The sequence below is a fragment of the Planktothricoides raciborskii GIHE-MW2 genome (assembly GCF_040564635.1).
Taxonomy (GTDB): domain Bacteria; phylum Cyanobacteriota; class Cyanobacteriia; order Cyanobacteriales; family Laspinemataceae; genus Planktothricoides; species Planktothricoides raciborskii.
The window spans coordinates 4,154,935-4,168,171 of the sequence record NZ_CP159837.1 but is presented as its reverse complement, the minus strand read 5'-3'; the positions used below and the strand labels follow the sequence as shown (position 1 = coordinate 4,168,171).

Here is a 13,237-nt window from a genome sequence, read left to right as displayed (position 1 = left end):
GCTCGTTGGTAGCGGAAATTCACGGCGCGAATGCTGTCGCCCCTACAAAATTATTGTCCCTGTATTATTATCCCCTGTAGGGGCGAAGCATTGGCCACGACCATGTTTGGCTCCCCACCCAAATTTATCTTGGCCAATGCTTCGCCCTCTTCCGTGTAACATATTGCTGATTTGTTGCAAAAACTCCAGGCGCGAATGCGATCGCCCCTACACTCCTACACCCCACGACAAAGGGCGAAGCATTCGCGTAATAGGTTGCGCGTTGGTAGCGAAAATTCACGGCGCGATCGCGATCGCCCCTACAAAATTATTGTCCCCTGCTCCCCTGCCGATGGCGGGCTCCCCTGCCCCCCTGCCCCCCCGCTCCCCTACTCTCCTGCCCCCCTGCACCTGTCTAGCTCTTTCTGGATTCACGCTCCATCCCCTTTGATTTTCGACCAAGGTGGCGATCGCGATCGCAAGATACATGGCTAACTGGAAATCATGCCTAGGCTACGCATTAACTCTACCTCTTGACGCAGACCTTCTTCTAAGCTGCGGGGGAAAAAGTCTAAATCTCGTTGGGCAGCATCGTGAGGATAGGCTTTGTCTTCTTGAAGGCGGAGAATTTGTTCGCGACGAACGGGCGATCGCTCTTTTAAGATATTTTCTAGAATTGTGGCTGACCAGACTCCTGCATTGAGGGGTAATGAAATCTGGCGTACTGGTTTGCCGAGTAGTTTTCCAACTAACGTTAGCAGTTCTCGGAAGGTGACAACCGTCCCACCAGAGAGGTCATAAGCCCCTTGGATATGGGGTCTTTGAAGTGCGGTTAAGATGGCTTGGGCTAAGTCCTCAGCATGAACTGGTTGTATGAGGTTGTCACCAGCGCCAAAGACGGGAAAGAAGCCGTAGCGATCGCAAAACTTTATCAGTTTATGCAGGTTCTTATCTCGGTGGGAACCATATATCATGGTTGGTTGCAGCAAACAGCAGGAGCCACGATACTCAAGCAGATGAGCAGCAATTTTCTTGTAATTGGCCGAAAATTCGTTGTATTTTGAATAGACTCCTGTCGTTCCAATAACAATTAAGTGAGGAGTTTGCTGACAGATTTCCAGACTTTCAAGAATCGCTGGGATATGGCGAATAGAGGCGATATGAACTATCGTTTTAGGACTGTGCTTGGGTAAGATTTTCGTCCAAGTTGAAACATCCGAGCTATCCCCAGTTAAATAATTTATATTTAAATCTAGTTCTTGAATATATCTGCGATCGCTAGTCGGTCTAACTAGACAAAAAACTTTACCACCGGGATTAACTATACTTAATTTTTTCAGCAGTAAACTTCCTGGCAGACAAGTAGTGCCAGTAAATATGATAGGTTCTACTTGCTTGAATACATCCATATATCAAATGCTAAAGTTATTTTTTTTAGCTTAATATTTTATTATAGACATCTAAAGTTTTATCGACCATTCCTTCAACGGTAAACTCTTTGATAACACGAGATTGAGCCACCTCACCCATTTCAGAGCGTATCGCAGAATTTGCGAGTAACTCATTAATAGCGTCTGTCAAAGCCTGCGAATTGCATTTCGGAACAACCAAACCAGTTTTTCCATGTTGATTAACATAAGTAACTCCGGTTTCCAAGTCAGTTGTAATCACTGGTTTTCCGCAAGACATTGCCTCAATTTGTACAATTCCAAATCCCTCACTATTTTCTACCGATGGTAAAACAAAAATTTCGCAGGCTTTATACATAGCAATTAAATCTTCTTCAGATAAAAAAGGGATAAAGGAAACATTATTAGGACATTTAACTGCTATTTCTTCTAGTTCTTCCCGCAATGGTCCTTTTCCCACAATAATCAGATGTGCATCTGGTACATTTTCCATTGCTGAAACTAAATATTTCACTCCTTTGTAATAAACCAGTCTGCCTGTAAATAAGATAATTGGTTTTTTATATTTTTCTCGCCAGTAGGCAGCTTTAGTTTCAGATTCAAGAGTCTCTTTAAACTTTGATATATCTACTCCATAATGAACAACGTGACATTTTGATGAAAAATCACCTAAAAATTTTGAAGATGTTATGTGTTTGGGAGTTGCGACTATGATTGCATCAGCTTCATGCAAAACTGCATTTAGTAACGGAGTATAAAGGGGTGCTAATGCTTTTTGACGAATAATGTCACTATGCCACCATACTACTAGACGTTTAAAACGTTTTTTTGCTTGTTTTAAAAATGTTAGGTATGTCATTCCACCTAAAAGAAAAGGTTCGTGAAGCTGAAGAATATCTCCTGTTTGTTGTAGCAGATGAAATGGATATGAGGGACTAATGGGCAGTGATGCAATACGTCCCAATGTACCTGTTGATATAATCGACACACCGTTTCGCTTTTCAGAATATGTTTGGAAGTCTTTGCTGCAAGTTACAACATAACTTGAATCGTTAAATTGTTGGGCAAATCCTTCAGCTAATTGTTGGACTACTATTTCAATACCACCAATTCTAGGAAAATAAGCTTCCATCGCCTCATTAGTGGAAGGAAAGTAGGCTTTATTGCTTTGAACTACTTTAATATCACTCACAAAATCAACCTCTAGAATAAATATAGATATTTTTAATTATTAAATATTAATTTTGATTTCATCTTGGAAACCAATCATTTATTGCTAATACTTTAACATTATTATTTACACAAATTATTTGAATAAAAAAATTAATGTTGGCATACTTCAGACCTCAACTTATTTTTTGATAGATTAAATTTATGTTGATTTTCTTGTTTCACTTAAAGGCTAAAACGGCGCACAAAAGATAATAGACAATTTGTGTTTTTTTCTCCAATCAATATTCTTACAAATAACTTAGAGTATGCTCTAAAGAACCCAATTAATTTTCTATAAAGGGGAACATTAATCTTCAGTTCAGACATAAGTCTTACAGTTTCGTGAAAAGAGTCAACACCTAACTCAGAACTGATACCTCCTAAAGTATGTTTATTAATGACTCGATTATAGTGAATAGGTTTCTCTTGTGCCAAAACACTTATTAATAACTTAGCATCTCCAACAACCTTATAAGTTGGATCAAATTTACCATAATTTTCAAATAAAGATGTGTGATGAAATGTTGCAGGGTGAGGTGGGATAACCAAAATTGAACCTACCCAATTTTTACCAATTGATTCTATAGGTTGAACCACAGTGCGTAAATAATTAAACGAGTTAGGTAGCAATTGAATTACGTTTCCGTAAACAATACGATAATATTTTTCAATATTTACTATAAAATCATGGACATCTTTGAGAACTTCATTATCCGCCAAAGCATCATCAGCGCCCAAAAAAAGTATCCATTGCCCTCGTCTGTATTCTAGTGCTTTATTCCAAGCATCGTATATTCCGTTATCTGGTTCAGAAATCACAACTGAGAAATGTTCTGATTGCGATTTTATATATGTCACTGTGTTATCAGTTGAAGCTCCATCTACTACTATATGTTCGTAACTTTTAAAGGTTTGATTTTTGACACTTTCGACGCATCGACTAATCGTTGATTCTGCATTGAGAGTAGAAGTTATAATTGTAAAAAATGGATTAAATTCTGTGTGGATCATAAATCAAACTCTAATATATGTTAGAAAAAATATTTTACTCTACGTTAACCACTTTTCGTTTATTTAATTTTGAATATTTTTTTATCTCTGTAAATAAATATCTATTTTTGTTTTGCTAAAATATAAAAAGATTGGCAAAACTGACCAAAATGAATAACTTGTAGCCATTGATACTGGTCTTTGCAACAATAAAGCAGCTATACCCAAGCAAATAAAATATCTTTTATGATCATTCTTGAAAATCGCAAAAATAGAAATCGTTAATAACGATAACATGATCAAATAATGAGGCCAGGAAACCAATAATCCACCTTGCTCAATCGGACCTAGTGGTGCATCCGCAGCTTTTGTCCCCTCTTTTTCAAGAATATTTGGATCGATACCAAATAAGAGAGTTTTCACCCCGCCTTTTTGAATCATTTCAATTCCAGCATTTGTTAAATTGTATCTAGTCTCCAGTCCAGCTAATCCAGAGATATCACTATAAGTAAAGCGATATAAAAATCTAGCATAGATTTTGTTTTGTATCTCACTAGATGCTGCAGAGATTAATAATGTCACCAAAAAAACTGATACTATAACTCTCCATAAAATTTTCATATTTCTACTTTTTTCTATTATTTCTGATAATATATGTATGCTCATATAGGCTACGTGAGCAAATGATAAGGTAACCATGCCAAGACCTAGAATAAACCATGTTACGCTTTTATTCATTCGCAAAATATGTCTTGATGCCGCCAATGAACATATAAAGAATGAAAATGCACCCGGTTCATCGTATATTCCTGATGGTTGTACTACTAAATAGTTAGCATTACTCAGGGAAAATGGGTAGAAAAAATTTGGACGTCCATCAGGATTAGGAAAAGAAAAAAAAGGCTCTCCTCCAAGCAAGCCAAAAACAAAAGCAATCAATGCGCCTGAGAGAAGAAACACAAAAAATAAAGTTATTATTTTGACCAAAGAAATTATTTCGTTGTTTTTTGATACTTTTATAATAGAAATACCCATAATCAATATTAAGGGATAGAACATATACTTAAAGTTACCCCAGTACATAGCTGAGATAGATGAGCTTAATAAAAACGATAGATAAAAAATCTGAGCAGTAAAAGAAGGTAATTTTTTTCGCCTACTCATAATTATCACTAATATGAAAAAACAAAATATAAAAATAATACTTCTAGTTCTAGATACAATAAATATAGGAGATATTGCCAAAGCCGCAAATATAAATGCAACTAAAAGCCATAAATTTGTTAATTTAAATTTATTGAATAACATTTGAATATCTTTCCAATATGCAAAATTACTTATTTAGTATATATGAAAAGCGATTTATAATTATTAACTACAAGATGAATGGCGAAGCTTATGTGCCGTCCTCCAGTCACAAGTTTGAGAATTAATCAATCTCTCCGATTAACTGGAGAGGCAAACCCAGATTTTTAATTCAGACCATTGGTAGCATTTTTTCAATTTATCATTAACCTTGACAAAAAAATATTTTATATTCATTTATTAAATTAGATGATATTATGTGTGGCAATTTTTATAAAATTTTTAGCGAATATCTGATAATTTATTGAATTCATCTCTTTTGTTATCTCTAATTGACAATTAGAGCCAGGAGATAATTTGGGTAAAAGCATTGTTATTTTATCAGCCAAATCCTCCGCAGAATTGGGATCGAAAAAAATTGTTTGAGGTGGATTTTGTTCTAAATGTACAGGAATCTCTGAGAGTATTAGAGTTTTTCCGAGAGAACGCGCATCTTCAACAACTGTACTCCAGCCTTCAAAAAGAGACGGTTGAATCACTGCCAAACATTGACGCATTAGTTGAATCTGATCGTTACGGGGAATCAATCCTAAAATTTTTATTTGATTCTGTAAACCAGATTCTTGAATATACTTCAAGATTTTCTTGGTATAGCTGGGAGAACGAGAATCATAAAGGCTCCCAGTACATACAATATTAGGTAATATATTATACTTATTTTTTAAAATTGCTAAAGATTCAAATACTAACCTATGATTTTTATGAACCCAAAATTGATTGCTAACCAAAAAAAATTTATCAGGCAGGCCATATTTTTTTATAACAAATTCTGGTTTACGGTCAAAACACTCTTCTGGTATAATTGTTCTAAAATTCAAGACAAACGTTTTGGGTTTTGAATCAGGGAAAAACTTTTTAAAATCTTTTTCTGCTATTTGGCTGCTTAAAACCAATTTCAGCTTTTTTTGAGCTACATCTGCAAAAATTTGATTTAGATTACTTGTGTTTTTAAATAATTCAGGGAAATATTTATATTGAAAATCGGGAATCCAGACTGCGTAATCACAGGAAAATTTCCAAGAAATTCCAAAAATATTCAATGGATATATAAAATTTAAGCTTTCTCTGTTGGCTACTTGAATTAAACCTCGACCTATAATATTTCTTACCAAAGGAAAGAATCGACCAATCTTTCTACACAAGCGATTGTATAAATTTGCATTAAGACAATTTTCTATACACACTTTGTCAACAATAGGCAGCAAGTCTTGATAAAATTCTTGTTTGATATCAGACCCAACCAGTAAGTAAATTTCTATGGTTTGGCGTTCTTCTGGTGGTAAAAAGTTAAGTGCTTTAACTAAATTTTGAATATAAATAATGCCACCCATCCATTGAGGGCTGTGCATCAGCAATCCAATTCTAAAACGTTTTACCATCCTAATACCTCAGCCCGACACCATTGAGCATAAACTTTCAATCCTCTTTCCAGAGATACTTCAGGTGTAAATCCTAAATTTGTTAATCGATTAATGTTAGCTTGCCAATTCAGCGGATCTCCTGTGGGGACAATTCCATCAAACTCAACTTCTATTTTTCTTTCCAGTTCAGGGATAATCAACTCCGGTAATTTTTTTATTTTTGTTTCTAATCCACTAGCCAGATTATAAATATCAGCTTGACAGGGAGAGCATTCTGAAATAGTTTGAATTGCCTTAGCTACATCAATAACATGAATGAAATCTCGACTCTCGTTTCCTGTGCCTTTTAACTTTACAATAGATTCAGTCAATGATTTATGACAAATATCCCAAATAACTTGTCGTCTTAAGCCTGGACCATAAGCCGAAAAAATTCTGACAATTGCTGTTGGTAATTGATAGATTTTATAGAATTCTTGACAAAGTTGTTCGCAGATTAGCTTATGAAAGCCATAAGGAGAAATCGGGTTTGTTTCGTGAGTTTCTGCGATCGGCAAAGAATTAGGGTTTCCATAGACCGCAGCACTAGACAGATAAATAGTCTTACAGTTGGGGGCATAAAGCCGTAAAGTGTTTAATAGTTGAAATGTAATTTCTACGCTAGTTTTAAAGTCAGCATTCGGTTCAGTTACAGAAAGCCCTACTGACGCCCTACCGATACAGTGGATACAAATTTGCGGTTGTACTTGCTGAATAATCTGGGTTAATTCATTTGAGGGTAAGAGCAATTGGTAATAATGAGACAAAGCTTGATTAGGAGCATTTTCCCGTGGACGAGTTCCCAGTCCGACCACTGACCAACCTGCATCAAAAAACTGTCTTGCGATATATCGACCGATAAAGCCTGTTGCTCCTGTAATTAAAACAGTATTCATAAGTTGGTCAAGTCTTTTACTTTAATGGTTCGCTTTAAGTCCAAGTCATATAATGGCATCTCAGAAATTAAATCCAATTTTTGCTTAAAATCCAAAAAGTTTAAATTTCCTTTATAATCGTGAGACTCTCTAAACTGAGCTTGTACATAAGCGGATTCAGCAGAATAGACTGGTAAATTACCAACCAAATCATTTCTCACAAAAAAAACATTATTTCCTCCACTATTTGAACCTACTAAAGAATAACCTTTAATTTTACCTAGATGTTCTAATGCAGCAATAGAAGCACCATAATAAATCCAGGAAAAATGAGCTTTCTGTCTGACAAAGTTTTCATCGTAAGGAATCGTGACTTTCTTGTGACAGCCAAATAAACTATTATATTCGCAGATTACAATAGCTGGGTTAATACATTCTATTGCTTCCCAAACCCAGTAGTCATTACCATCAATATCAATTGATAGTAACCCAATTTCTCCTGAGCAACCATTTTTAGTAAAAATATTATTAATATTCTCAGTAGTAATAAAAGCACATTCAGCTTTTAGATTGTAAGCCCAGTATATTCGGTCAGATTTTATATATTCAATATTTTCTAATGAACCATCTATGACTAAACCAGACCAGTTATTGTGGGTTAGAAGAAATCTGGTATTAGATTCCTGATAATTTTCAACTCCAAACTCAACAAAAATATGATTTTTAACATATATATTTCTCAGTAAAAATTGAATAATTCCATCTTCTCCCCATTGCGAATAAACTTGAAACTCGTTATCTTGAATGTTTTTTGAATTGATTAAAACTTGCTGATTTAACTCAATCCGTCCCAAAGCTCTTTGGATGCGATCGAGTCTAGAAAAAATGATTTTTGAAGCTATAATATATTTTTTGAGTTTATTAATCAAGTTCATTCAATTCTATACTTGTAATTGTTTTTGAGTTGCCTTAAACTTATTCTCTAATTTTCTATAACAAAGCTGACTATAACCTTGTACTTGATTGGACAAAGACCATCCCAATAAATCTGCAATTTCTTTAGCTGACTTTTGATACTTAACTCCCAGTGCATCTGCACCCCATTGCTGTCTTTCTATCGCTTCCATAGGAGGTACAAAAAACTCTGGGAAATTGTTTTTAGCCCATTCTTCGCTCCAGAAAGTTTGACTTTTTTCAAGTAAATCTGGATTTTCTTTATAAAAAAGATCGTTTATAAAATCTTTTACTGAATAAATCGCATAAAAACCATATATAGATACTTTACAGGCACAATAACTTGCGTAAGCTATATGAGAACCTAGTACATTAGTAGTCATATATTCAAAGCTCTGGAAAATAGTCTTCATTCGCTGTAAAGCATTTTTATCATCTACAGATGCTCCAGTAATCCAAGGAATGTCGTGCTTTTCAAATTCTGAAACCCAATATCCTTTACTTACACAAGCACTATGAACACAAGCGACAATTGAAGAGAAATAAGGCTTTAGTTTGGCAACTTGTTTAACATATGCCTCTTGATTCCATCTGTGTTCAGTATAAGATAAAGAATGACTGGGCATAACTAAAAGAGTATTTTGTTTTCTCTGGACTTTTACATCATCCGAATAAATAAAGGGCAGACCAACTGCTTCTGCTTTATTAAAACCAAATCCGTTCAAAATTTTTACTTGCTCTTCAGTAGCAACTAGATGCATATCTTCATAACTTCCCCAGTGAGCAAGTTGTCTGACATGAAAAGATGGCGTAAATTTCCATCCATGTAACCATCCAGCAAAACTTCGAGGGGGGTTTTTTCTACCTGTTTGTGCTGCAATAATGTGGCTTATTCCATAATAGTCAGGCTCACATCTCAATTTTATTGTTTCAACTGGTGGTAGTCTTTCTATTAACCAGAATAAATTATCTTGAATCATGCATTAAAACTTTCTACTTTACTTAAAAGTATTGCCATAGAACAGCAATCTTTCTCACTCACTTCAACACATCAAAAGACAAATGACTTCCCGCTTTAACATCTTTCCTCACAGCCAAACCTAGCAGTGAGTCTAAATACTTCGGGGGCAAGCCTAAGCCTGGGCGAATTGCCCTGACATTCTCAGTAGTCAATACCTCCCCAGCTTTCATGTCTTTAGCCACATATAAACTACGACGAAACATCAAAGATTTTCTCTCAGCCTCAGTTGGGCTATACTGAACCTGACCTAAAGCTTGCCAAGCTCTTTCCGACTCTACCACAAGTTGCGCCATTTCTTCTGGTTCCATTGAAAAAGCGGAATCGACACCACCATCAGCACGACGCAGGGTAAAATGCTTTTCAATCACCGTCCCACCCAGGGCAACACTAGCAACGGCGGCACCAATGCCCATTGTGTGGTCAGATAGACCCACCTGCACGTTAAAGAGTTCCCGCAAATGAGGAATGGTTAGGAGATTGGTGTTTTCTGGGGTAGCGGGGTAGGTGCTGGTGCATTTGAGTAAAATGATATCCTGACATCCTGCTTCTCTGGCGGTGCGGACGGTTTCATCTAATTCGGCTACGGTTGCCATGCCTGTAGAAATTATCATGGGTTTGCCTGTACTGGCAACTTTGCGAATTAGGGGCAAGTCTGTATTTTCAAAGGAGGCGATTTTGTAGCAAGGGACATCTAAAGATTCAAGAAAATCAACGGCGGTAGTATCAAAGGGGGTGCTAAAGCCAATGATGCCGAGTTCTTTGCAGCGTTTCAGGATGGGTTCGTGCCATTCCCAAGGGGTGTGCGCTTGTTGGTACAGTTCGTAGAGAGAATGACCATACCATAGGCTATTGGGGTCATTAATGAAAAACTCCCCTTCCTTGATATTTAAAGTCATTGTATCAGCAGTGTAGGTTTGGAGTTTGAGGCCATGTGCGCCTGTTTTGGCTGCCGCTTCTACTATTTCTAAGGCTCGCTCTAAGGATTGGTTGTGATTGCCAGACATTTCGGCAATGATAAAGGGGGGAGCATTATTCCCGATTTTTTTATCCGCAATTAAAATTGGTTTTGCCATAATCAAATTAGATTATAAATTTTTGATCAAATGGAGGGCTGGTTGACCTTTAACGATTGTTTCTCCTGTGTTTTGGAAACCACATTTAAAAAAAACGTTGATCGATGCTAAATTATTCGGCTTGACATAAGCATTAATTTTTTTAATGGCTGCATCTTTCCCAAGTTTTTGACAGCTTAATAAAATAATTCTACTACCATAGCCCCGTCCGCGAAAAGCTTCTGCAACTGCTAGGGAAATAGTTGCTTCTTTATTGTTAATTTCATAGCGCACTTGTCCAATGGGCACATTTTCTTGGTTGAAAGCAATATAAAAAACACAATTGCGATCGCCTAACTTAGAGGTGAACCACTGAACATGGTCTGTCCAAGGGATATACTCTGAGGAAAATGATACAGAACGAATCAGCGGATCATTTGTCCAGTGCCAGATAAGTTCGCAATCTTCTTCTCTTACAGGTCTTAATTGCAGGGAATTAGCATCTAAACTTTTTATAATTCTGAATACTCCTTCGCCATCTACTATTTGTTGGCTCACTTGGATAATTTTTTTTCGTTCTTCTGGGGATTGTAAGAGTGTAAAAAGTCTCTCAGAAATGCTCTGTGCTTTGACATCTTGATGCCAACCCAGATTAATTGCTTGGTTGAGAGTTGCTAGTTGTTGCGCGATCGCCCGCTGATTTTCTGCCAAAACCAACAAAATACTGGGCAACCCCATAAACGCCAATTCCCAGCAAGTGCTACCCCCAGCAGAAATCGCCACATCTGCCCAAGCCATCAACTCTGGCATATTGGTGACGTTTCGTTGCAAGCGGATAGGAAACCGTGAATCCTGCCCCGCCATTTCCAGAGACTCATAATGGGGGTTACTTCCTCCCACCACCACTACTGCCTCCAGTTTTTCAACTTCCACAAGCTGTAAAGCCTGAATCACTTTTAACGTCACATTATCCGGGTCTGCCCCGCCCAATGTGACCAGAACTTTTGTAGCCACTGGTGGCACTGTTCGCTGCCATCCCCGCCATTGCCAAAACTCCCGCCGCAATAGAGTGTAACGATTGCCTAGCAATAGCTGAGTATAAGGTTCGCGATGCTGATACCATTGCTCGTCAGCGGAGATATTTTGATTGAGGACAAAATCAGCATAATAATGTTCCGCGTGTCCGTAATCATCGATAAATAATAGATTTAATCCAGAATTTTTGATAGTTTGCTGATATTCGCTCCCGAATTGATACCCATCGATCGCCACCCAATTCGCCTCAAATTGATGAGCTAATGCCGCAGTTTTTTGGGCATCCGCTAAACTTCCTGGTTCTGTGGTCAAGTGGACAACTTCCATTCCTTCTGACTTGAGGCGTTCCTCTAAGGCGGGGACAGAATTGGCCAGGATAAAAATAGGCTGTCCTTGGGTATCTTGCCATGCCTGACCGAGTGCCAAGCAGCGCATGACATGACCTGTCCCTATTTTAATGAAAGCATCAGCGCGGATCAGTAGATTCAAATTTCTTTAAGCGAAAAAGAACTAATGTATGCTGAGTACATAGAAAAACACCTATATAATCCAAAATTATAGCCTGACTTTTAATCCTCGATCTTTTAAAAAATGTTTGGCTTCCAAAGGAGTCTGCTGAGTATAATGAAAAATACTAGCCGCAGCAACTGCCGAAGCCCCCCCTTCTTTTAATACAGAAGCCATATCTTCATAACGACCAGCGCCTCCTGATGCAATCACTGGAATGGAGACTGCATGACTCACTTTTTTATTCAAGTCAATATCATAGCCAGTCATGGTGCCATCTCTATCGATGGATGTTAAGAGTATTTCACCAGCACCTAAAGATTCTACTTCTTTTGCCCAGTTTACTGGGTCTTTACCAGTTGGTTGAGTTCCTGCATGAGTAAATACTTCATAAGTACCATTTGAGTGTTGCTTGACATCAATAGAAATCACAACACACTGGGAACCAAACTGTTGGGCGGCTGATTGAATTAGTTCGGGGTTTTGTACTGCGGCAGTATTGATAGCAACTTTATCAGCACCAACTTGCAATAAGCGTCTGACATCTGCTACTGACCGCACTCCTCCCCCTACGGTCAAAGGCATAAAACATTCATCTGCAATTTCATCAACCGTATCAAAATCAGGAGGATGGCCATCTGGAGTTGCACTAATGTCTAAAAACACTAACTCATCAACTTCCCGTAGATTGTAAACTTTGACCGCCTGCATCACACTGCCAATCCGCCGCCAGCTATCGAACTTAACGCTCTTAACTAGACCAAAGTTTTTAAACAGTAATGTGGGCATTACTCGGATTTTGAGCATAAAAATTTATTTAAAGAGAGAGAAAGTTTTTTAGAACATGAAATCCTAAACGTTGGCTTTTTTCTGGATGAAACTGAACACCAAATATATTGTCTTTGTTGACAGCAGAAACAAATTTACCACAGTAAGGAGTATGGGCGATCGCCTCTTGGGGATATTGACAAGAAAAGTGGTAGCTATGAACAAAATAAAAATCTTTACCCGTAGGAATTCCTTCAAACAAAGGTGAAGGGTTATTAAAGATAACTTCATTCCAACCAACATGGGGAATTCGAGTATCGGGTTGATCGGGTTCTAGTCGTTTGACTTCTCCTTCAATCCAGCCTAACCCATTAGTTTCCCCTCCTTCTAAACCCTTTGTAGCTAGAAGCTGCATCCCTAGGCAAATTCCTAAAAAAGGAACACCTTGATTGATGACTTGTTCGTACAAAATTTCCTGTAAACCGGAAGTTGAAAGATGTTTCATACCCGTGGCAAAAGCTCCAACTCCGGGAAGAATGATATAGTGGGCTTCTTGAAAGTCCTGTGCTTTTTGGCTAATGAGAGGATTGCCTCCACATTCTTGCACTGCCCGGGCAACGGAATCTAAATTGCCCATTCCATAGTCAGTAATTACGACGTTTTTCATGGG

The 13,237-nt window shown here is 37.5% G+C and carries 13 protein-coding genes; 1 reads left to right on the top strand and 12 read right to left on the bottom strand.

Annotation, left to right across the window (positions count from 1 at the left end):
• Window positions 1-174 precede the first annotated feature (174 nt).
• A complete protein-coding gene (locus ABWT76_RS17825; protein WP_354634714.1) occupies window positions 175-474 on the top strand; it encodes a hypothetical protein in 300 nt (99 codons plus the stop codon).
• On the opposite strand, the gene ABWT76_RS17820 is transcribed toward ABWT76_RS17825, so the two are convergent.
• From ABWT76_RS17820 to hisH, 12 genes are all read right to left on the bottom strand, one after another.
• Complete coding sequence (locus tag ABWT76_RS17820; RefSeq protein ID WP_354634713.1) at window positions 471-1,388, bottom strand: NAD-dependent epimerase/dehydratase family protein; 918 nt, start codon at window positions 1,386-1,388, stop codon at window positions 471-473. The genes ABWT76_RS17825 and ABWT76_RS17820 overlap by 4 nt on opposite strands.
• A gap of 25 nt (window positions 1,389-1,413) precedes the next feature.
• A complete protein-coding gene (locus tag ABWT76_RS17815; RefSeq protein ID WP_354634712.1) occupies window positions 1,414-2,580 on the bottom strand; it encodes a glycosyltransferase in 1,167 nt (388 codons plus the stop codon).
• A gap of 203 nt (window positions 2,581-2,783) precedes the next feature.
• Entirely contained in the window at window positions 2,784-3,611 is an 828-nt protein-coding gene (locus ABWT76_RS17810) for a glycosyltransferase family 2 protein (RefSeq protein WP_354634711.1), read from the bottom strand.
• An 81-nt stretch (window positions 3,612-3,692) separates the two neighbouring features.
• On the bottom strand, window positions 3,693-4,898 hold the full coding sequence (locus ABWT76_RS17805) for a hypothetical protein (RefSeq protein WP_354634710.1): 1,206 nt from the start codon (window positions 4,896-4,898) through the stop codon (window positions 3,693-3,695).
• A 242-nt stretch (window positions 4,899-5,140) separates the two neighbouring features.
• Window positions 5,141-6,334, bottom strand: a complete 1,194-nt coding sequence (locus ABWT76_RS17800; RefSeq protein WP_354634709.1) for a glycosyltransferase family 1 protein — start codon at window positions 6,332-6,334, stop codon at window positions 5,141-5,143.
• Window positions 6,328-7,251, bottom strand: a complete 924-nt coding sequence (locus ABWT76_RS17795; RefSeq protein WP_354634708.1) for an NAD-dependent epimerase/dehydratase family protein — start codon at window positions 7,249-7,251, stop codon at window positions 6,328-6,330. Before ABWT76_RS17795 ends, ABWT76_RS17800 begins: the two co-directional genes overlap by 7 nt.
• Window positions 7,248-8,165, bottom strand: coding sequence for a hypothetical protein (locus ABWT76_RS17790; RefSeq protein ID WP_354634707.1), 918 nt, complete (start codon window positions 8,163-8,165; stop codon window positions 7,248-7,250). The genes ABWT76_RS17795 and ABWT76_RS17790 overlap by 4 nt, the downstream gene beginning before the upstream one ends.
• Before the next feature lie 6 nt (window positions 8,166-8,171).
• Window positions 8,172-9,164: a hypothetical protein gene (locus tag ABWT76_RS17785; RefSeq protein ID WP_190878793.1), complete on the bottom strand. Its 993-nt coding sequence runs from the start codon at window positions 9,162-9,164 to the stop codon at window positions 8,172-8,174.
• Window positions 9,165-9,222: 58 nt separating this feature from the next.
• Complete coding sequence (pseI, locus tag ABWT76_RS17780) at window positions 9,223-10,278, bottom strand: pseudaminic acid synthase (RefSeq protein ID WP_354634706.1); 1,056 nt, start codon at window positions 10,276-10,278, stop codon at window positions 9,223-9,225.
• Between the two features lie 12 nt (window positions 10,279-10,290).
• Window positions 10,291-11,781 (bottom strand): UDP-2,4-diacetamido-2,4,6-trideoxy-beta-L-altropyranose hydrolase, encoded by a 1,491-nt coding sequence (pseG, locus tag ABWT76_RS17775; RefSeq protein WP_354634705.1) that lies wholly within the window; start codon window positions 11,779-11,781, stop codon window positions 10,291-10,293.
• A 66-nt stretch (window positions 11,782-11,847) separates the two neighbouring features.
• The gene (wbuZ, locus tag ABWT76_RS17770; protein ID WP_354634704.1) at window positions 11,848-12,606 is read right to left on the bottom strand and encodes a glycosyl amidation-associated protein WbuZ; all 759 of its coding nucleotides are present in this window, start codon (window positions 12,604-12,606) and stop codon (window positions 11,848-11,850) included.
• Window positions 12,607-12,616: 10 nt separating this feature from the next.
• Window positions 12,617-13,234, bottom strand: a complete 618-nt coding sequence (gene hisH / locus ABWT76_RS17765; protein ID WP_354634703.1) for an imidazole glycerol phosphate synthase subunit HisH — start codon at window positions 13,232-13,234, stop codon at window positions 12,617-12,619.
• Between the last annotated feature and the right edge of the window lie 3 nt (window positions 13,235-13,237).